The organism is Cyanobium sp. WAJ14-Wanaka, assembly GCF_024345375.1.
Classification (GTDB): Bacteria; Cyanobacteriota; Cyanobacteriia; order PCC-6307; family Cyanobiaceae; genus Cyanobium_A.
The window spans coordinates 611433-629339 of record NZ_JAGQAZ010000002.1; the positions used below are offsets into that span (position 1 = coordinate 611433).

22 protein-coding genes and 2 tRNA genes are annotated in these 17907 nt (G+C 62.4%); 12 read left to right on the top strand and 12 right to left on the bottom strand.

All coding sequences use genetic code 11. The annotated features are described in order from the left end of the window. Positions 1–28 precede the first annotated feature (28 nt). Both KBY49_RS09785 and KBY49_RS09790 read left to right on the top strand, forming a co-directional pair. Positions 29–646 (top strand): DUF3177 family protein, encoded by a 618-nt coding sequence (locus KBY49_RS09785; protein WP_254934666.1) that lies wholly within the window; start codon positions 29–31, stop codon positions 644–646. Positions 647–654: 8 nt separating this feature from the next. Then, complete coding sequence (locus KBY49_RS09790; RefSeq protein ID WP_254934579.1) at positions 655–966, top strand: hypothetical protein; 312 nt, start codon at positions 655–657, stop codon at positions 964–966. A gap of 34 nt (positions 967–1000) precedes the next feature. Here the strand turns inward: KBY49_RS09790 and KBY49_RS09795 are convergent, their stop codons facing one another. From KBY49_RS09795 to KBY49_RS09805, 3 genes are all read right to left on the bottom strand, one after another. Then, the gene (locus KBY49_RS09795; protein ID WP_254934580.1) at positions 1001–1510 is read right to left on the bottom strand and encodes a cupin domain-containing protein; all 510 of its coding nucleotides are present in this window, start codon (positions 1508–1510) and stop codon (positions 1001–1003) included. Beyond that, positions 1507–4359, bottom strand: coding sequence for an isoleucine--tRNA ligase (gene ileS, locus KBY49_RS09800; RefSeq protein ID WP_254934667.1), 2853 nt, complete (start codon positions 4357–4359; stop codon positions 1507–1509). The genes KBY49_RS09795 and ileS overlap by 4 nt, the downstream gene beginning before the upstream one ends. A gap of 102 nt (positions 4360–4461) precedes the next feature. Beyond that, complete coding sequence (locus KBY49_RS09805; RefSeq protein ID WP_254934581.1) at positions 4462–4962, bottom strand: Ycf66 family protein; 501 nt, start codon at positions 4960–4962, stop codon at positions 4462–4464. 109 nt (positions 4963–5071) lie between these two features. Here KBY49_RS09805 and KBY49_RS09810 point away from each other — a divergent pair. Next, positions 5072–5153: transfer RNA gene (locus KBY49_RS09810), tRNA-Leu, on the top strand. Positions 5154–5204: 51 nt separating this feature from the next. Next, on the top strand, positions 5205–6224 hold the full coding sequence (gene crtR, locus KBY49_RS09815) for a beta-carotene hydroxylase (protein WP_254934582.1): 1020 nt from the start codon (positions 5205–5207) through the stop codon (positions 6222–6224). 6 nt (positions 6225–6230) lie between these two features. On the opposite strand, the gene gatC is transcribed toward crtR, so the two are convergent. After that, on the bottom strand, positions 6231–6518 hold the full coding sequence (gene gatC, locus KBY49_RS09820; protein WP_254934583.1) for an Asp-tRNA(Asn)/Glu-tRNA(Gln) amidotransferase subunit GatC: 288 nt from the start codon (positions 6516–6518) through the stop codon (positions 6231–6233). Between the two features lie 32 nt (positions 6519–6550). Continuing rightward, on the bottom strand, positions 6551–7336 hold the full coding sequence (locus tag KBY49_RS09825) for a creatininase family protein (RefSeq protein WP_254934584.1): 786 nt from the start codon (positions 7334–7336) through the stop codon (positions 6551–6553). Between the two features lie 63 nt (positions 7337–7399). Between KBY49_RS09825 and KBY49_RS09830 the strand changes: the two genes are divergently transcribed. Beyond that, positions 7400–7696 (top strand): glycine/sarcosine/betaine reductase component B subunit, encoded by a 297-nt coding sequence (locus tag KBY49_RS09830; RefSeq protein ID WP_254934585.1) that lies wholly within the window; start codon positions 7400–7402, stop codon positions 7694–7696. A gap of 24 nt (positions 7697–7720) precedes the next feature. Here the strand turns inward: KBY49_RS09830 and KBY49_RS09835 are convergent, their stop codons facing one another. Continuing rightward, the gene (locus KBY49_RS09835; RefSeq protein ID WP_254934586.1) at positions 7721–7858 is read right to left on the bottom strand and encodes a hypothetical protein; all 138 of its coding nucleotides are present in this window, start codon (positions 7856–7858) and stop codon (positions 7721–7723) included. Positions 7859–8025: 167 nt separating this feature from the next. On the opposite strand from KBY49_RS09835, the gene KBY49_RS09840 reads away from it, so the two are divergent. Then, positions 8026–9048, top strand: coding sequence for an aspartate carbamoyltransferase catalytic subunit (locus KBY49_RS09840; RefSeq protein WP_254934587.1), 1023 nt, complete (start codon positions 8026–8028; stop codon positions 9046–9048). Here KBY49_RS09840 and KBY49_RS09845 read toward each other — a convergent pair. The 4 genes from KBY49_RS09845 to KBY49_RS09860 form a co-directional block, all read right to left on the bottom strand. Further along, positions 9045–9422, bottom strand: a complete 378-nt coding sequence (locus tag KBY49_RS09845; protein ID WP_254934588.1) for a DUF565 domain-containing protein — start codon at positions 9420–9422, stop codon at positions 9045–9047. The two genes, KBY49_RS09840 and KBY49_RS09845, sit on opposite strands and share 4 nt — an antisense overlap. A gap of 136 nt (positions 9423–9558) precedes the next feature. Continuing rightward, the gene (locus tag KBY49_RS09850) at positions 9559–9753 is read right to left on the bottom strand and encodes a hypothetical protein (RefSeq protein ID WP_254934589.1); all 195 of its coding nucleotides are present in this window, start codon (positions 9751–9753) and stop codon (positions 9559–9561) included. Between the two features lie 42 nt (positions 9754–9795). Then, on the bottom strand, positions 9796–9957 hold the full coding sequence (locus KBY49_RS09855; RefSeq protein WP_254934590.1) for a PCP reductase family protein: 162 nt from the start codon (positions 9955–9957) through the stop codon (positions 9796–9798). 4 nt (positions 9958–9961) lie between these two features. Then, positions 9962–10034 (bottom strand) — tRNA-Ala (locus KBY49_RS09860). Between the two features lie 50 nt (positions 10035–10084). On the opposite strand from KBY49_RS09860, the gene KBY49_RS09865 reads away from it, so the two are divergent. After that, the gene (locus KBY49_RS09865; protein WP_254934591.1) at positions 10085–10294 is read left to right on the top strand and encodes a DUF2555 domain-containing protein; all 210 of its coding nucleotides are present in this window, start codon (positions 10085–10087) and stop codon (positions 10292–10294) included. Then, positions 10284–11615: a bifunctional phosphopantothenoylcysteine decarboxylase/phosphopantothenate--cysteine ligase CoaBC gene (gene coaBC / locus KBY49_RS09870; protein ID WP_254934592.1), complete on the top strand. Its 1332-nt coding sequence runs from the start codon at positions 10284–10286 to the stop codon at positions 11613–11615. The genes KBY49_RS09865 and coaBC overlap by 11 nt, the downstream gene beginning before the upstream one ends. On the opposite strand, the gene KBY49_RS09875 is transcribed toward coaBC, so the two are convergent. Continuing rightward, positions 11560–11871, bottom strand: coding sequence for a hypothetical protein (locus KBY49_RS09875; protein ID WP_254934593.1), 312 nt, complete (start codon positions 11869–11871; stop codon positions 11560–11562). The two genes, coaBC and KBY49_RS09875, sit on opposite strands and share 56 nt — an antisense overlap. Before the next feature lie 151 nt (positions 11872–12022). On the opposite strand from KBY49_RS09875, the gene psbO reads away from it, so the two are divergent. From psbO to KBY49_RS09895, 4 genes are all read left to right on the top strand, one after another. Then, positions 12023–12835 carry a photosystem II manganese-stabilizing polypeptide gene (gene psbO / locus KBY49_RS09880; RefSeq protein WP_254934594.1) on the top strand — a complete coding sequence of 271 codons (813 nt, stop codon included), beginning with the start codon at positions 12023–12025 and terminating at the stop codon, positions 12833–12835. Between the two features lie 129 nt (positions 12836–12964). Next, positions 12965–14122 carry a sulfate adenylyltransferase gene (gene sat / locus KBY49_RS09885; protein ID WP_254934595.1) on the top strand — a complete coding sequence of 386 codons (1158 nt, stop codon included), beginning with the start codon at positions 12965–12967 and terminating at the stop codon, positions 14120–14122. A 52-nt stretch (positions 14123–14174) separates the two neighbouring features. Then, positions 14175–16019: an ATP-dependent zinc metalloprotease FtsH3 gene (gene ftsH3, locus KBY49_RS09890; RefSeq protein WP_254934596.1), complete on the top strand. Its 1845-nt coding sequence runs from the start codon at positions 14175–14177 to the stop codon at positions 16017–16019. An 83-nt stretch (positions 16020–16102) separates the two neighbouring features. After that, positions 16103–16723: a bifunctional 4-hydroxy-2-oxoglutarate aldolase/2-dehydro-3-deoxy-phosphogluconate aldolase gene (locus KBY49_RS09895; RefSeq protein ID WP_396099774.1), complete on the top strand. Its 621-nt coding sequence runs from the start codon at positions 16103–16105 to the stop codon at positions 16721–16723. Here KBY49_RS09895 and aroC read toward each other — a convergent pair. Then, positions 16670–17758, bottom strand: coding sequence for a chorismate synthase (aroC, locus tag KBY49_RS09900; protein WP_254934597.1), 1089 nt, complete (start codon positions 17756–17758; stop codon positions 16670–16672). The genes KBY49_RS09895 and aroC overlap by 54 nt on opposite strands. Positions 17759–17907: the final 149 nt, after the last annotated feature.

Below are 17907 nucleotides of genomic sequence, written 5' to 3' on the forward strand. Positions count from 1 at the left end.
GATAATGGCGTCTTACCGAACCATCCCTGTGCCCGAAACGCTGTACCGCTCGCTGGTGTGGCTCGACTACCGCCTGGCGGTGTTGTTCAGCGTGGCCCTGCCCCTGGTGCTCCTGGTCTGGGCTTCCTTGCGGCGCGAGGGCGCCCTTGTCCGACTGCTGCAGATCTACTGGAAGGTGGCCAGCCTGCTGCTGATCAGCGTGTTGTTGCTGGCCAACCAGCGGCCCCTGGGCTTTTTGATGGCCCTGGTCGGCCAGCTTTTGGTGGTGCTGGCGGTTTGGTTTTGGGTGGATATCAACGAAGAACTGGCCGATTTGCCCCCCTGGCGCCCACTGCCCCTAACCGTGCGCATCTGGCGTTGGAGCCTGACCTTTTGGGCCCTGCTGGGGGCTGCCCTAAGTGCCACCAGTTTGGCTTGCCTGAATAAGGCGGCCTTGGCCAGTGCTGCCTGCATCCCTTGGCTGCAGGCTCCCCAAGCCCTCAATGTCCAGGTGACTGGCGTGTTTGGTTTTGTTTTCGGCGCCCAATGGTCCCCAACCCTGGCGGGTTTTGTGGGCTACTTGGCCCTGGTGGCCTACGTGGTGGGGCTGCTGCAGTGGCTGCTGGTGCGTCTGCCGAAGCAGGGCCGTGTTGCCGGTGAGTTCTGAGGGTGGCCATGGCCAATTTGGGCCTGATGGCCCAGCTGGAGCTGCTCAGTCGCGATCGCCCCGATCGGGTGCTTCGCTTGCGTGGGCAGTGGCAGGGAGTTGGTGGGACCGCTGAAGCGTTTGAGCTGGTTATGTATCGGGGCTTCTCGAGCAGCACCACCCATCCCACGGCCTACGACCCTGATCAGCCGCTTTTGCCAGACGGAGCCTTGATCGAGACGGCTGAACTGTTGCTGGGCCCTCTCAATCCTGTAGCGGAGCAGCAGCTGGCTGCTCCAGTGGCGGTGGAGCGGTTTCTCGATCCCGCCAGCTGGCTCTAACGGCGCCCCCGTTTCTGCCCTGCCCAGACACACCTCAGGGCAACTCCGCACAGAGGCTTTGCCAGTGGGGACAGCCTCGGCCCAGGGCTGAGGCATGGGAGGCCAGCTGGGCCTGGCTCGCCAGCTCGAAGTCGGCGAAGTCAAATCCAGGTGCCACGGTGCAGCTCACCAGGCTCCAGGGACTGCCTGCCATGGGCTCGGCTGCAAACCAGCTCCCCGCCGGAACCCCATGCTGGGGCGTCTGACCCGCGCTGAGATCCAGCCCTAGGTGGGTGGAGAGAACCTTCCCCGCCTGGCAGAGCTCATGGATCACCAGTCCACCGCCACCGTGGTGATGCCAGAGCTCGTCGGAGGCGATGCGATGCCAGTGCGAGCGCTCGCCTGCCGTAAGCAGAAACAGGATCGCCGTACTGGCGGGCCTGGGTCCGCGGGGTGTCGTCACCAGCTCCTTAGCCCTGTAGGTCTCGCGGTAGTGACCACCTTCTCGGTGGGGTTGTAGCTGGAGCAGTTCGATCAGTTGCGCCGGCGGCAGCGCTGCGTTCATTGCGCCAACACCGCCACGCAACGTCCGCAGAGGCTGGGGTGACTGGTGTGGCTGCCGATGTTGGTTTCGTAGTGCCAGCAGCGCTCGCATTTTTCGCCGGCCGCCCTGACGATCTGCACCCTTACCCCTGCTTCTTCTGCCTCGGCAAGCACTGGGTTGCTAGTGGCTTGCATTGACAGCTTGGACACCAGGAGCCAGTCGGCCAGGTTGTCGACCCTGGGGTGGGCGCTGCCAATAACCAGATCTAGGGCCGATTGCAATTCGGCGGCCGCACTGGCGCCGATCTCAAGGTGCACGGCCGCTTCCAATGAGGAGCCCAGTTCGCCCTGGGAGCGGCAACTTTCCAATTGCCGATTGATCTGGGCCCGCAGCTCCAGCAGCTGGGCCATGGGGGCCTCCAGGTCGGCCTCGCCCCAGGGGGCCGGGGCGGTGGGCCAGCCCCGCTCAAAAACTGAAGCCTCGGCCACCTGGTAGGGGAGGTTTTGCCAGATGTCTTCTGCCATGTGGCAGAGCACCGGCGCAATCAGCCCGGCCAGCCGCTCCACCACCAGGGCCAGCACGGTTTGGCAGCTGCGGCGGCGGGCGTCATTGGCCCCACTCACATAGAGCCGATCCTTGGCGATGTCGAGGTAGACGTTGGAGAGGTCGACCACGCAGAAGTTTTGGAGGGCTTGGAAGAAGCGGTAAAACTCGTAGCTCTCAAAATCTGCGGTTACGGAGCTGATTAGGGAGGCGGTGCGCTGCAGCATCCACCGATCCAGCAGGGGCAGCTCGGCGTAGGCCACGGCGTGGCCCCCCTCGGCCTGGGGCCTGGGGTCGAAGTCGTGGAGGTTGCCAAGCAGGTAGCGGGCCGTGTTGCGCACCTTGCGGTAGACGTCGGCCAGTTGCTTGACGATGCCTGGCCCCAGGGGCACATCGGCGGAGTAGTCGACCGAGCTCACCCAGAGGCGCAGCACATCGGCGCCATAGGCGGGATCTTGCTTTTCGTTTTTGCCGCCCTCCACCAACACGGCCGGATCGACCACATTGCCCAGGGATTTGCTCATCTTGCGGCCCTTCTCATCGAGGGTGAAGCCGTGGGTGAGCACCCGCCGGTAGGGGGCGTGGCCGTTGACGGCCACGGAGGTCAGCAGGCTGGATTGGAACCAGCCCCGGTGCTGGTCTGAGCCCTCCAGGTAGAGATCGGCCGGGTATTGCAGTTCGGCTGCGCGGGGCTGTTGACCCTCGAGACCACCGAGCACCCCGGCCCAGGAGGAGCCGGAGTCGAACCACACGTCCATAGTGTCGGTGCCCTTGCGGTAATCGGCCGCCTGGTCTGCGTAGGTGTCAGGCAGCAGGCTCGCCTCGTCGCGCTCCCACCAGACATCGGCGCCGTGCTCGGCAATCAGGGCTTGGATGTGGCTGAGGGTGTCTGCGTTGAGCAGCACCTCGCCACTTTGGCGGTGATAAAAAACGGGAATGGGCACGCCCCAGGTGCGCTGGCGCGAGATGCACCAATCGCCCCGCTCGCTCACCATCGATTCGATCCGGTTGCGGCCACTGGCCGGCAGCCACTCCACCTCGGCAATGGCGGCTAGGGCCTGCTCCCTAAACCCCTCTACCGATGCAAACCACTGCTCGGTGGCGCGGAAGATTGTTGGTTTTTTGGTGCGCCAGTCGTAGGGGTAGCGGTGTTCGTAGCGCTCCTCGGCGAGCAGGGCCCCTGCGCTCTTGAGGGCTTCGATGATGGTGGGGTTGGCGTCCTTGAGCACGTTGGTGCCCGCAAAGGGGCCGGCCTCGGCGGTCAGGGTGCCGCCCTCATCCACCGGGCAGAGCACCGGCAGGCCGTATTTCTTGCCGGTGTTGAAGTCGTCGACGCCATGGCCCGGGGCGGTGTGTACCAGGCCCGTGCCGGTTTCGGTGGTGATGTAGTCGCCGCCGAGCACCACCGGGCTGGAGCGCTCGAGTAGGGGGTGGCGATAGGTGATGCCCTCCAGTTCGGCCCCCTTGAGGGTGAGCAGCGGTTCTAGGGCCATGCCCAGGCTTTTCTCCAGGCCCTCCACCAGCTCTGCGGCCACCAGTAGGTGGCGCTTGCTGCCACTGGTCGGACAGCTGCTGCGGCAGATGGCGTAGTTGAGCTTGCCGTTCACCGATACGGCCAGGTTGGCCGGCAGGGTCCAGGGGGTGGTGGTCCAGATCGCCACCGCTAGGTTTTCCGTGGCGCCGGCGGCGGCTAGTTGGGCCTCCAGGCTTTCGGGCAGGGTTTCCACCGCGAAGGCCACATACACGCTTGGGGAGGTGTGGCCATCGGGATATTCCAGTTCCGCCTCCGCCAGGGCGGTGCGGGAACTGGGGCTCCAGTGCACGGGTTTAAGGCCCCGGTAGATGTGGCCAGCCAAGACCATCTGGCCAAATACGCCGATTTGGGCGGCTTCGTAGCTTTTTTGCAGGGTCAGGTAGGGCTGGTCCCAGTCGCCCCAAATGCCCCAGCGCTGGAAGCCGGCTTTTTGGCCCTCCACCTGCTCTAGGGCAAAGGCGTGGGCCTTTTGGCGCAGGCTGATCGGTGTGAGCTCCTGGCGCTCGCTGCTGCTGAGGCCCTGGAGCACCTTCAGCTCGATCGGCAGACCGTGGCAATCCCAGCCGGGAATAAAGCGGGCTTTCTTGCCCTGGAGCAGGGCCGTTTTGTTGATGATGTCCTTGAGGATCTTGTTGAGGGCATGGCCCACATGCAGGTTCCCGTTGGCGTAGGGGGGGCCGTCGTGGAGGGTGAAACTTTCTCCGGGGTTCTGCTGACTAAGCCTTTCGTAGAGGCGACTTTCGGCCCAAAAGCGCTGCAGCTCGGGTTCGCGTGCCTTGGCATTGGCCCGCATGTTGAAAGGCGTTTGCAGCAGGTTGAGCGTGTCCTTGTAGGCAGAAGCCGGGGTGGAATTGTCCGGACGCGCGCTCACATCGCCTTTGGCATCAAGGGGCGATTATCCCGCCTGGCTGTTTTGAGCGCTGCTGGTTTCAGCCAGCAGCAAGCTGTCCACTTCGTTTAGGGAGCTCACCACCTGCACCTCGGGCTCTGGGCGCACCCAGCGTTTGGTGGTGGCTTTGGCTTCGGAGGGGGCTTTGGGCAGTGATTTGGGCAGGGCCTGCAGCAGCTTGCCGCTGACGGCAGCCAGTTGCTGGAGGCTGCTGCCCCAGCGCTCCGGCGAACTAAAGCTGTCCTGCTCTGCTTCGCTGAGCTGGCGCCAGCGCCCCTGGCCCACCTCCAGGGCCAGGCGAGAGAGCAGCAGGCCACCGCAGAGCACCCCAAGCATGGGCGCGCCTTGGAGTCGGTCTTTGCTGGTTACGAGCACCAGGCCCAGCAGCAGCAGCACCGCCCCCCAGGCCGAATCACGGGGCCGGCTTAGTTCGGTTGCCAGCAGGGGCAGGAGCAGCACCGCCAGCCCCAGCAGCAGGGCTACCGAGCCTCCCAAGGTGGCAACCATGGTGTCTAGGCAAGTGTTGGGGCAAGTGTGGGGGCAAGCAAAGCGCCCGCTAGCCATTCTGGCCATGGTTCGCCTGTTGGCTGCGGGGTCTTCCTTAAAGTCCTTGCTCGCCCACCTGGCGGAATTGGTAGACGCGCTGGTTTTAGGTACCAGTGGCTTAGGTCGTGGGGGTTCAAGTCCCCCGGTGGGCATCAGCGGTTCCTAGAACTCGCGTTTTTATTAGCCATGCAGCAGCATCTGGAATGACCCTGGACCTTGCTGCCACCCCCCATCAACTTTCTGTGGTGACCGCCGAGCTGCCCCGTTCCGTTCCTAAGGAATTTCTTGATCCCCCCGCCCCTTGGAATCCAACGGTGGGCTTATTTCTGGGTGGCTATGCAATGGCGGCCATCACGATTTGGGGATGGTTTGTGGGCCAGTGGCCCCTCTATGTGCTGCTAGCAACTGGCTTTTTGGCCTTGCATTTGGAGGGCACGGTCATCCATGACGCCTGCCACAACGCCGCCCATCCCAATCGCTTCTGGAACGCGGTGATGGGCCATGGGGCGGCACTGTTACTCGGTTTTAGTTTTCCGGTGTTCACGCGGGTGCATCTTCAGCACCATGCCCATGTGAATGATCCAAAGCATGATCCCGACCACATAGTTAGTACTTTTGGGCCGCTGTGGCTGATTGCACCTCGATTTTTCTATCACGAGTTTTTCTTTTTCCAGCGTCGGCTGTGGCGCCGCTATGAGCTGCTGGAGTGGGGAATTGCCAGGGCTGTTTTCGCTTCAATTGTGATAGCCGCAGCTAACCATGGATTTCTCAATTTTGTTTTCAACTGCTGGTTTGCCCCAGCCTTGATGGTGGGCGTAACCCTTGGTTTGTTTTTCGATTATTTGCCCCACCGGCCTTTTCAGTCGCGCAACCGCTGGCACAACGCCCGGGTTTATCCAAGCCGAATGATGAACTGGCTGATCATGGGCCAGAACTACCACCTAATACACCATCTATGGCCATCTATTCCCTGGTTTGAGTATCGTCCTGCCTATCACGCCACCAGCCACATACTCGATGCCAAGGGATCTCCCCAAAGGCTGGGCTTGTTTGAAACTAAGAGCGATGGATTTAACTTCCTATACGACATATTCCTTGGGGTTCGCAGCCACAGCAAGCGCCGCAGCAAGTTGCGTCCAATTGCAGCCTTGATGCCCACCCGCCATGCCAGGCGTCGTGTGCTCGAAGTGCTTCATCAAACGGCAGTGTCGCCCAACCGCTAAATATTTTTAGAGGATCCTCGGAACCCGGAAAAAGTCCCCTTCCCGCTGGGGGGCGAGGTTGAGCAGGTCATCGCGAACCCCAGTGGGCTCAACGGAATCCTGGCGCGTCACATTGACCACTTCCACGGCCCGGGTTGTGGGGGGCACCCCTTCCGTATCCACCTGCTCGAGATGGGCCACGTAGCCAAGGATGCGCTCGAGTTGGCCGGTATAGGTGGCGATCTTTTCCTCTGGCAAGGCGAGCCGGGCTAGTTGGGCCACCTTGCGCACGTCGTCTGCGCTGATCTTGCTCATGGAAAGCCCACCGGCTGAAGCTTGAACCGACGCTAGCCGCCGACCAGGAAGGTTTCTAGGTCGGCAACCAGGGCGGTGGCGGCCAAATCGAGGAAGGTGGCGCCGTGATCGGCCTGGGCCAGGAAGGGATCTGAGCCCATGCGGCCGTCGGGGTGGCGGCGGCGGAAGTCTTCTGGACCGTGGATAGGCCCTGCGGGCGCTGCCTCAGGCAGGGGCCTTTGCTTGCTCTGCAGGCTGGGCTCTAGTTGCAGGGTGAGGGCGATTTCGCTGGGGGTTGCGTGGTGCCCTTCCCGATCGCCGTAGAGGCGGCGGGCTTCCTGCATTACGGGTCCGGCCATGAACCAGTTGGAGAGCTTGCAGCGCAGCCGATCGGCATTCGGCAGCCCCCTGGCCGCGGCGCTGGCATGGGCCTGGGCAAAGGCTGCCTTGCTGGTGGCGATGTTGCCGCCATGGCCATTGATCACAAAGATCCGCTCGAAGCCATGGCGTGCCAGGGAAAGCACGATGTCGTGCAATACGGCCAGCAGGGTGGAGGGCTGCAGGCTGATGGTGCCGGCAAAGCCCAGGTGGTGCTCCGCCATGCCGAAGGCCTGGGCTGGGGTTACGAGTACCCCGCTGCGGCGACCCACCTCAAGGGCCACGGCCTCTGCGGTGAGGGCATCGGTGCCGATGGCGCCCGTGGGGCCGTGTTGCTCGGTGGAACCCAGGGGCACGATCACACCTTTGCAGTGCTCGAGGTAGGTTTCCACTTCGGGCCAGCTGCGCAGCTGCAGACGGATCGATTCAGTGGTGGCCGGGCCTGGAAGGGAAATGGTCATGGTGAACAGCGAGACCCCGGGTGGGATTGCCTAAGATTGGAATGCCAGCTGCGCCATGGGCCCATGCTGCAACGCAAGCTCGATCAATTCTGCTCTGAACAGCGCCCGGTCTGGGTGTTCCTGCGGGACCAGCAGCGCTGGGTGGAGGAGGCCCTAGTGGTGGCCGTTGAGGGCGACCTGGTAACCCTGCGCTACGACGCAGAGGACGACGACGAAACCCATAGCTGGGAAGAAAGCGTGCGCCTCGATTCGATTGGGGCCGTAAGTACCCGGTTGGCCTACGTATGCCGCAGTGGTGATCCCGACGACGTGATCACCTCGGAAGACTGCCCCGAGGCTGAGCGGCTCAGCAATCCCTAGGCAACCGGATGGTTGCTAGACAATTCAGTGGGCGGTGCCGTTGCCGTCGTACTTGTCGGTGTCGTAGTAGCCGCCCTTGGTGCCAAAGAACAGGGTCGACAAGACAAAAATCCCGCTGCCAAAAATCAGCACGGTGGCGAGGCTGAAGCCTGAGGTGTCCATGGTGCCGGCTGCCGCAGGGTGTTAATGCATCCACTCTGGCGGGTTGAGGCCCCTTGAGCAGCTTCTGTTCTTTACCACTCACCTACGGCGTAACGCAGCGCCGCCTCCAAATCCTCAGCTTCGTGGATGCGTATCCCTTAATCTAAATCTGTGAGCCGACCCCGCCCTTGAGCAACTGGAGTCACCGCCATGTGCTGGATCTGGCGGCCTTCTCGTTAGCCGACTACGCCACCGTATTGGAATTGGCCCAGCGGTTTCGGGCCATGCCGGTGGCAGGTGCCCGCAAGCTTCCGGCTCTCCAGGGCCGGCTGATGACCAGCCTGTTTTTTGAGCCCAGCACCCGCACTAGAAGCAGTTTTGAGCTGGCCGCTAAAAGGCTCTCAGCTGATGTGCAGAGCTTTTCGCCCTCCTCCAGCTCCCTAAGTAAGGGCGAAAGCATCCTCGATACGGCCCGCACCTACGTGGCGATGGGGGCCAATGTGCTGGTGGTGCGGCACCGCTGTGCGGGCGTACCCCAGGGCCTGGCCAGGGACCTTGACCAAGCCGGCGAATCGGTGGCGGTTCTCAATGCTGGCGATGGTCTGCGCAGTCACCCCAGCCAGGGCCTCTTAGATCTCTTTACCCTTGCGCGCCATTTCAACCCCGAGCTGCCCACGCCAGAGGCCTTGCGCGGCAAAAGGATTGTGATTGTGGGCGATGTGCTCCACTCCCGTGTGGCGCGCTCCAACCTCTGGGCCCTGACCGCCTGCGGTGCCCAGGTGGTGCTCTGCGGACCCGCCACCCTGTTGCCGGATGCCTTTAGTGGCTTCGTTGATGCTCCCCCCCCAGGGCTGGCGGCTGATCCGGTGGCCCAGCGCGGCCCTATCCAGGTGGTGCGCAGCCTGGAGGAGGCCCTGCCTGGAGCCGATGCGGTGATGACCCTGCGCCTGCAAAAGGAACGGATGCACCAGCACTTGCTCACCAGTCTGGATCGCTACCACCAGCTCTACGGCCTTACCCATCAGCGCCTGGCCCTCTGCGGCAAGCCCGTGCCAGTGCTCCACCCGGGCCCGGTTAATCGGGGTGTCGAGCTGGCGGGCTCCTTGCTGGATGATCCGGCCACCAGCCTGGTGGAAGAGCAGGTGCGCAATGGCATCCCGATCCGGATGGCCCTGCTCTATTTGCTGGCGGCAAAGGGGGCTAGCGCCTAGAGCAGCTTGAAGCCATCGAGTAGTAGGCCATAGAGCAGTCCGATCCTGGCCATGTCGAGCAATTGCAGGCTGAGGGGATTGCTTTGGCGCCTAATCAGCGGGCCACGGGCGCGAATGGCCAGTTCGATTGCGACCACGCAAATCAGGGCCCCCAGTGGATCTAGCTCGGCCAAGGCGCCACTGATGGTGCCAATGCCGCCGCCGATGCTGAAACTCACCAGCAGCACGATTAGCTGCAGGGATAGGCGTCGCCAGGGGTTGGTGGACCAAGCCTCAAGCTGGGCCAATGCCTGGGCCACCCTCAGCTGGAAGCGGGTTTGCTGGTAGCGCTGCAAGGTGTTGTGGGCAGGGAGCTGGCTTGCGGTGATCCCCATCACCCGGCCCAAGCCCTGCCAGACCATTTTACACCATCAGTGGCGTAGTAGCAACATTTGTACGCTACTGATAGGGGATCGCCACAAAAGAGCTAATGCTTGACGCAGGCCAGGCTGGGCTCTGGCCTGAATTGGCTCAGGAATCGCTGTCTTTCTTGCGGGATTTCCCTTCCAGCAATTCCAGCAGCGCTTCCATCTGGGCCATCACGCCCCGCACCTCACCAGCCTCTGGCAGCAAACCGTCTTCCTGCACCCCCTGGTGCATTTCCCGAAGCTCTTGGCGGATGTAGCGAAGATGGCTTACCACCTGCTCACGCTTTGATTGGGACATGAAAAAAACGTTACTTGTTGTCCCTTTTACCGCATCGTCGGTTTACTTCTGACCGAATTGGGTTTTGGCGCTCTCGTAAAAGCCTTCATCCACCTCGCTTTTTCCAGCTTCCACGGCTAATCCTTCGATCTTGCGGCGCACTACGGGCCGTACAAAAAACGGCACTTCCTTGAGCCGACTTTCGGCGCTTGGGGTCCATTCCATGGAATGGAGAATAGGGGACTCGAACCCCTGACCTCTGCGGTGCGATCGCAGCGCTCTACCAGCTGAGCTAATTCCCCTTCAGCGGCGCCATTATCTCCAAAGGTCAGTTCCCCAAGCCCTTTCTGCCATGAGCGCCGCGATTACCCCAGAACGGCTAGCTGCCTTTGATGAAGAGACCACCGCTGAGCTGGCCCATCGACTGGAAGAAGACGACTATCCATCGGCCTTCGATGGCCTGGCGGATTGGCACTTGATGCGGGCCCTGGCCATTCACCGCCCCGAGTTAGCGCGCCCCTACGTGCACCTGGTGGATCAAGAGCCCTTTGATGAGGATTGAGTCGTCTGCCCCAACAGGGCTGCCTGCCGCAACAGGGCTGCCGGCCGATCCCCTGGCTGGTCGCCGCATCCTGGTCGCCATCAGCGGCAGTATTGCGGCGGTAAAGCTGCCCCAGCTGGTAAGCGCCCTGGCTAAGCGGGGTGCCGAGGTGCGCTGCCTGCTTACCCCCAGTGCCGCTGCCCTGGTTAGCCCGGTGGCCCTGGCTTCCTTGAGTCGCCACCGCTGCTATCTCGATGCGGACCAGTGGAGCCATCTGGCCGGCCGCCCCCTCCACGTGGAGTTGGCGGAGTGGGCCGAACTGGTGCTCCTGGCCCCCCTCAGTGCCACAAGCCTGGCCCGTTGGGTGCAGGGCATGGCCGATACCCTGCTGGCCAGCACCCTTTTGGCCACTGAGGCGCCGGTGCTGGCTGCAGCGGCAATGAATACCTCCATGTGGCAGGCCCCGGCGGTGCAGCGCAATTGGCAGCTGCTCCAGGCCCAGCAGCGGGTGTTGCCCCTGGCTCCAGCCCCAGGGCTCTTGGCCTGTGATCGGCTTGGGGATGGTCGGATGGCCGAGCCAGCCCAGTTGCTGGTGGCCTTGGAATCCCTTGCCCTGTGGGGTTGGCAAAGGGATTGGCAGGGTCTGCAGCTGCTGGTAAGTGCGGGCCCCACCAGGGAGGCCCTTGATCCGGCGCGCTTCCTAAGCAATGGCAGCACAGGCCTGATGGGGGTGTTGTTGGCCCAGGCGGCCAGGTTCAGGGGTGCCCAGGTGCGGCTTGTGCACGGCCCCCTGGCCCTTGATCCCGCCCTGCTGGAGGGTTTGCACTGCACACCGGTGCAAACCGCCGCCCAAATGCAGGCCGAGTTGCTAGCGGTCCAGCCCGATGCCGATGCCGTGGCGATGGCCGCTGCCGTTGCCGACCATCGCCGGGCGGCGCCGATGGCCAGCAAGCTCAGCAAGGCCGAATTGGCGACTGCTCTCACCGCTGACTGGCAGGAGGTGCCCGATCTGCTGGCGGAGCTGGTGGCCCGCAAGCCGGCAGCCCAGCGCATCCTTGGTTTTGCTGCCCAAACCCACCTAGATCCAAGCGGTTTAGGCCTGCCACAGGCACGGGCGAAATTGGCCCGTAAGGGCTGTGATTTGCTCTTCGCCAACCCAATTGATTTACCCCATGCGGGGTTTGCCAGTGGCCTAAATCAGGGCTGGTTGCTCGACGCTGATGGCAAGGAAACCCAATTGCCCCTAGCCCCCAAGCTGGCGATTGCCCATCAATTGCTCAGCGCCCTCAGACCGGCAGCGGCTGGCCCTCGGGATCTGGATCCGGTTGCATCAGATCGATAAAGGTGCGCAGTTGGAGCCTTGGTATGTAAGGCCAGCCGCCACTGCTTTCCATGTTTTGAAGCAACTCAAACAGTTGGTTGCGGCCGGCGGGCAGGCTGCCGCGGAAAGGGCCGTCTTGGATCGTGCGATGCAGGCCTTCTAGTTGGCGCAACAGCTCAAGCAGGGCATCTGGATTGCCATTGATTTCGTCGGCCAGGCTTTGCAACTCCCCTAGGGCGCGGCCGAGGCTGGTTTGCTGGGCAGGAGTCAGGCTCATATCTCAGTACTTATGGGTGCTTTCAGTCGCGATGTCGCTGCTCTCCATACGGCTTGTTGAGAGCCGCGACATCGTACGGGTTTTGAGGGTTTTGCACCGGTAGGATCCGCCGAAGCCCAGTTCCGATCCGCTGTCTCTGCGGCCTTCTCCCATGAGTTTTCGTCCTCTGCTGGCCCTAGTGCTGGCGCTGTGCCTGAGCCTGGTGACCGCCTGTAGCGGTGGGGCCAAGGCCGTGGATCGAGCCAACCTCACCTACGACGACATCCACAACACGGGCCTGGCCAACGATTGCCCGACCCTGCCCGATTCGGCCCGGGGTTCGATCGCCCTTGATTCCTCAGCCAAATATCAGCTGCGGGAAATCTGCATGCACCCCTCCGAGGTGTATGTGAAGGGTGAGCCCGCCAACAAGCGCCAGGAAGCCCAGTTTGTTTCTAGCAAGATCCTCACCCGCTTCACCTCCAGCCTTGACCAGGTCTATGGAGATCTCGGGGTGGGCCCCGATGGCCTCTCCTTCAAGGAGCTAGGTGGCATCGACTTCCAGCCGATCACCGTGCTGCTGCCCGGCGGTGAAGAGGTGCCTTTCACCTTCTCCAGTAAGGAACTACTAGCCAGTGCCGATGGATCTTCCATCACCACCAGCACCGACTTCGACGGCAGCTTCCGCGCCCCCAGCTATCGCACCAGCAACTTCCTCGATCCCAAAGGTCGGGGCCTAACCACCGGCTACAGCTCGGCCATGGGCCTGGTGCCTGCTGGTGATGAGTTCACCGGTGAAACAGTGAAGCGCTACGTGGATGGCACCGGCACCATGAACCTTTCGATCACCAAGGTTGATGCCAGCACCGGTGAATTTGCCGGGGTTTTCACCGCTATCCAGCCCTCCGATTCGGACATGGGCACCAAGGCGGTGGTGGACGTGAAAATCATCGGCCAGCTCTATGGTCGGCTCGAGAAGGTCTGATTGGCTGGCAAAGCCTGAACCTTTCCAGAACATGAAAAGCAAGGGGCCCGGCTGGGCCCTTTTTTATTGGTCTTTTGGGGCTTCCCAAGCTGTCTGGGAGAATCCATCCCACTTACCCGTTGGTCTTAGATGGCTGCCACCGCATCCGGCTTGATCGCACCCCATGGGGGATCCCTGGTCGACCTGATGGTGGCGGCCGAGGCCCAGGAGGAAGTCAGGGCTAGCGCCATCCGGGTGTTGGAGTGCAGTGATCGCAATGCCTGTGATGTGGAGCTGCTGGTTGTGGGCGGCTTTTCCCCTCTTAGGGGCTTCATGCACCAGGCGGACTACGACGCGGTGGTGGCCTCCAACCGCACCACCAGCGGCCTCCTTTTTGGTCTGCCGATCGTCTTTGACACCAACGACGAAGCCATAGCGGTCGGCGATCGTTTGCTACTCACCTACCGCGGCGAAGACCTGGCCCTATTCACCGTGGAGAGCCGCTGGGAACCCGACAAGGCCAAGGAGGCCAAGGGCTGCTACGGCACCACCTCCCTTGAGCATCCTGCGGTGAAGATGATCGCCACAGAGCGGGGCCGTTACTACCTGGGAGGCCAGGTGCAGGGCCTCGGTTTGCCCCGCCGGGAGTTCCCCTGCAAAACCCCTGCTGAGGTGCGCTCCACCCTTCCAGAAAGTCAAGACGTGGTGGCATTCCAGTGCCGCAACCCCATCCACCGCGCCCACTACGAGCTCTTCACCAGGGCCCTTGATGCCAGCAATGTCAGTGCCGGTGGTGTGGTGTTGGTGCATCCCACCTGCGGGCCCACCCAGGACGACGACATCGCCGGTGATGTGCGCTTCCAGACCTACGAGCGCTTGGCCGCCGAGGTGAACAATCCGCGCATTCGCTGGGCCTACCTGCCCTATTCGATGCACATGGCCGGGCCCAGGGAAGCGCTGCAGCACATGATCATCCGCAAAAATTATGGCTGCACCCACTTCATCATTGGCCGCGACATGGCCGGCTGTAAGTCGTCCCTAACTGGCGAGGATTTCTACGGCCCATACCAGGCCCAGGATTTTGCCCGGGATAACGCCGCCGAGCTCGGCATGGAAACCGTGCCTTCGCTCAACCTCGTGTATACGGAGGAAGAGGGCTACGTGACCGCCCAGCACGCCGAGGCCCGGGGCCTGCACGTGCGCAAGCTCAGCGGCACCCAATTCCGCCAAATGCTCCGCGGCGGCGAGGAAATTCCCGAGTGGTTCGCCTTCCGCAGCGTGGTGGATGTGCTCCGATCTGCCAACTAGCGATTCGGGCCGCAAGGCCGGTTAACATTCCTTTACTTCCCTCTCATAAGCCGTGAACAAGCGTTGGCGCAATGCCGGGCTCTACGTAATTTTGGTAATCGTGATGATTGCCGTGGGCACGGCTTTTCTGGATCGACCCGATCCAGCCAACGCTCCGCGGACCCTTCGCTACAGCGATTTCGTTGAGGCCGTAGAGGCCAACGACGTTTCCCGGGTTCTGATTTCCCCTGACCGGGGCACCGCCCAGGTGGTGGAAAACGATGGTCGCCGTGCCGTGGTCAACCTGGCACCAGACAAGGATCTGCTCAAGCTGCTCACCGATCACAACGTTGATATCGCAGTGCAGCCCAGCCGCGAGCCAGCGGCCTGGCAGCAGGCCATAGGCAGCTTGCTGTTCCCCCTGTTGCTGCTGGGCGGCCTGTTTTTCCTGTTGCGCCGCGCCCAGGGCGGTGGCGGCAACCCTGCCATGAGCTTCGGCAAGAGCAAGGCCCGGTTGCAGATGGAGCCCCAGACCCAGGTGACCTTCGGCGATGTGGCTGGCATTGAGGGGGCCAAGCTCGAGCTCACCGAAGTCGTCGACTTCCTCAAAAATCCTGATCGTTTTACCGCCGTCGGCGCCAAGATCCCCAAAGGGGTGCTTCTGGTGGGCCCTCCCGGTACGGGCAAAACCCTTTTGGCCAAGGCTGTGGCTGGTGAAGCTGGTGTGCCCTTCTTCTCGATCTCAGGCTCTGAGTTTGTGGAGATGTTTGTGGGCGTGGGTGCAAGCCGGGTGCGCGATCTGTTTGAGCAGGCCAAAAAGAGCGCCCCTTGCATTGTCTTCATCGATGAAATCGATGCGGTGGGCCGCCAGCGGGGCGCTGGCCTAGGCGGCGGCAACGACGAGCGGGAACAAACCCTCAACCAGCTCCTCACCGAGATGGATGGCTTTGAGGGCAACACCGGCATCATCATCGTGGCTGCCACTAACCGCCCCGATGTGCTCGATTCGGCCCTGATGCGTCCAGGTCGTTTTGATCGTCAGGTGGTGGTTGATCGGCCTGATTACAGCGGTCGCCTCCAGATCCTCGAGGTCCATGCCCGGGGCAAGACCCTTGCTAAAGATGTCGACCTCTATAAGGTCGCCCGCCGCACCCCTGGCTTTACCGGCGCTGACCTCGCCAACTTGCTTAACGAGGCGGCAATTTTGGCGGCCCGCCGTCAACTGACCGAAGTTTCGATGGATGAGGTCAACGACGCCATCGAGCGGGTAATGGCCGGCCCTGAGAAAAAAGATCGGGTGATGAGTGAGAAGCGCAAGCGCCTGGTGGCTTATCACGAAGGTGGCCACGCCCTAGTCGGCGCCCTGATGCCCGATTACGACCCCGTTCAAAAGATCAGCATCATTCCCCGCGGCCAGGCCGGTGGTCTCACCTTCTTCACCCCCAGCGAAGAGCGGATGGAGTCGGGCCTCTATTCCCGCTCCTATCTGCAAAATCAAATGGCCGTCGCCCTGGGCGGCCGGGTGGCAGAGGAAATTGTCTACGGCGAAGATGAAGTCACCACCGGTGCCTCCAACGACCTCCAGCAGGTTGCTCGGGTGGCAAGGCAGATGGTTACTCGCTTTGGCATGAGTGATCGCCTTGGTCCCGTGGCCCTTGGCCGCAGCCAGGGTGGCATGTTCCTCGGCCGCGATATCGCAGCCGAGCGTGACTTCTCCGAAGACACTGCAGCCGCAATTGATGAGGAAGTGGCCCAGCTAGTTTCTGAGGCCTACAAACGCGCCACCGAGGTGCTCTCCAAAAATCGTTCTGTTCTCGATGAGCTGGCCGACATGCTTGTCGAGAAGGAAACGGTGGATGCGGAAGATCTGCAGGAGTTGCTGATTCGCCGTGACGTGCGGGTGGCCGAGTACGTCTGAACGAAGCCGAATCCCCTAAAACTCCTCTCCAGGTCAATGCAAGTGGCCTGATTTCCTCCCTGCACCGCCAGCCCTTGCTGGTGGTGCTTCGTTCTGTTGAGCCCATCCAGCTGGTTAATCGGCTCAAGCAGCTCGATGCGATTGGGGTGAGGCATGTCGAAATTGCCTGGAGTCCGCTGCCGGCCTGGTCAGAGCAGTGCGCTGAATTGAAGCAGCGCTTTCCCTCTCTCAACCTCGGTGCAGCATCTGTGCGGCAGGTCGAGGCCCTGGAGGCTGCGGCAGTTGCGGGCCTGACCTACGCCGTTTCGCCGGTGCTTGACCCAGGCCTGCTGCAGTTGGCCTGCCAGCTGGGCATAACCCTTGTGCCCGGGGTGCTTAGCCCCTCCGAGGTCTACCGGGCCCAAACTCTCGGCTGTGGGCTGGTCAAGCTTTTTCCCGCCAGCAGCCTGGGGCCGGCCTATTGGCCCCGCCTACGGGCACCGCTTGGGGACTTGCCGTTTTGCATTGCGGCTGGGGGCTTGGCCCCCACCGATGTGCTGGCTTGGCTTAGCTCCGGGGTGGATGCGGTTGCCCTGGGCGGGACTTTGGACTATGGCGGAACTTTTGACCACGACAAGGCCTGGCAGTCATTGAGGGAGCTTGTTTTGGCCCTAGGGGACGCTGCACTGCCCCTGCTGCCTGAGCAGGTGATCAGCCAGCACTAGGGCCACCATCGCCTCCACCATCGGCACTGCCCGGGGCAGTACGCAGGGATCATGCCGGCCCTTGGCTTCCAGGGTGGTGGCTTCGCCCCGATCGTTGATGGTTTGCTGAGCCTTGCGGATCGTGGCCGTGGGCTTGAAGGCCACTCGAATCACGATCGCCTCTCCATTGCTAATCCCCCCCTGGATGCCGCCGGAGTTGTTGGTGGCGGTGTGCAGGGAGCCATCGCCCGTGGGTAGGAAGGCGTCGTTGTGCTCACTGCCCTTGAGCAGGGTGCCTTCAAAGCCGGAGCCGATCTCAAAGCCCTTAGTAGCCGGCAGCGACATCACCGCCTTGGCCAGATCCGCCTCCAATTTGTCGAATACGGGCATGCCCATGCCCACCGGTGGCCTGCGCACCACGCATTCGATCACCCCGCCGCAGGAGTCGCCCTCGCGGCCGATTGCCTCGATCCGCTCGATCATCCGCTCCGCCATGGCGGGATCCGGGCAGCGCACGATGTTGCTTTCCACTGCCTCCAGGGTCACCGTGGCTGGATCCACCGCTGCCTCAAGGGTGTGGATCCGCTTCACCCAGGCCTGCACCTCGGTGCCATGGACCTTGGCCAGCAATTGTTTGGCGATCGCTCCAGCGGCCACCCGTCCGATCGTTTCCCGCGCTGAGGCACGGCCACCACCACTGCGGGCCTGGATGCCGTACTTGGCCTGGTAGGTGGCATCGGCATGGGAGGGGCGAAAGGCCACCTCCATTTCCTTGTAGTCCTGGGGGCGTTGATCCCTGTTGCGGACCACCATCGCGATCGGCGTGCCCAGGGTCACCCCATCCAGTAGGCCACTGAGGATTTCAACCCGGTCGTCTTCCTTGCGGGGGGTCGTGATCTTGCTCTGGCCAGGTTTACGCCGGTCGAGTTCGGTTTGGATGGCCTCCAGATCCAGGGCCAGTCGCGGCGGGCAGCCATCGACAATCACCCCCACGGCCCCACCGTGGGATTCGCCAAAGGTACTGATGCGAAAAAGCTTCCCGAAGCTGCTGCCCATTGGTAAACACCTTGGCTTTCGACACGTTAGTAACAGGCATTGCTTTCAGGGTCTTAGCCACAAAAAAGCCCCCCTCTAGGAGAGGGGGGCTGGGATTCCGTCGATTTGCTCTGGAAACAGTTGAAGCTTTTAGCCTCAGCCGATTGCAG